Here is a 661-nt window from a genome sequence, read left to right as displayed (position 1 = left end):
GCATTCCGCTGGCGTGTCCGACAGCCAGACAAAATGGTCGGCATGAGCCTGGTAGGTGCCCAACTGCACGACGTCGACGTTCTGCATCGATTCGTTTGCTAATGCCGACCCACTCAGACTGGCAAGCAACAACAACGGGGACCATGCGGTTCTCATGATTAGTTTTCCTCTTCCGTCAATTGTTGCTTTTCTGTATACTTGGCTCGCTTGCGCCCTAACAAGTTCAATCAACCACATAGATGAACTTTCCAGTGCACGACGTATCGTTGTCGTCCATGATCAAGGTCACACGCTTCCCGCTGACGAACGCCGACATCAACGCCGCGTAAATCGCCTTGTTATTCTCCTGATCCTTTGCCCAATAGACCGGTTTTCCGGCGGGGCATGTGGCATTCCCCTCGCTCAAGAGAAAAGGGATCTGGGTAGGCATATAGGTAGCCTCGATTTGCGTCACCTTGCCCGTGATGATTTGCAAGGCACTCGCCGAACCGCTGCAAGTGATCCAGAACAGCGCACATCCCAGCATCAAGATCCAACGCATAGAAATTCCACCCCTAGAAAATTAAAGATTATGTTGAGGATGTCGTTCTTCCGGCACATCGGGCTTCACCCGTTCAATAGCAATTGATACAGCAACGGCACGATATCCACCGCAGGCCGC

The 661-nt window shown here is 52.2% G+C and carries 1 protein-coding gene; it reads right to left on the bottom strand.

The features are described from left to right. Positions 1-223: 223 nt before the first annotated feature. Entirely contained in the window at positions 224-541 is a 318-nt protein-coding gene (locus D183_RS0116115) for a hypothetical protein (RefSeq protein WP_017909910.1), read from the bottom strand. Positions 542-661 lie beyond the last annotated feature (120 nt).

This window comes from Xanthomonas sp. SHU 199, from assembly GCF_000364665.1.
Lineage (GTDB): Bacteria > Pseudomonadota > Gammaproteobacteria > Xanthomonadales > Xanthomonadaceae > Xanthomonas_A > Xanthomonas_A sontii.
This window is presented reverse-complemented; position numbering and strand designations above follow the sequence as displayed.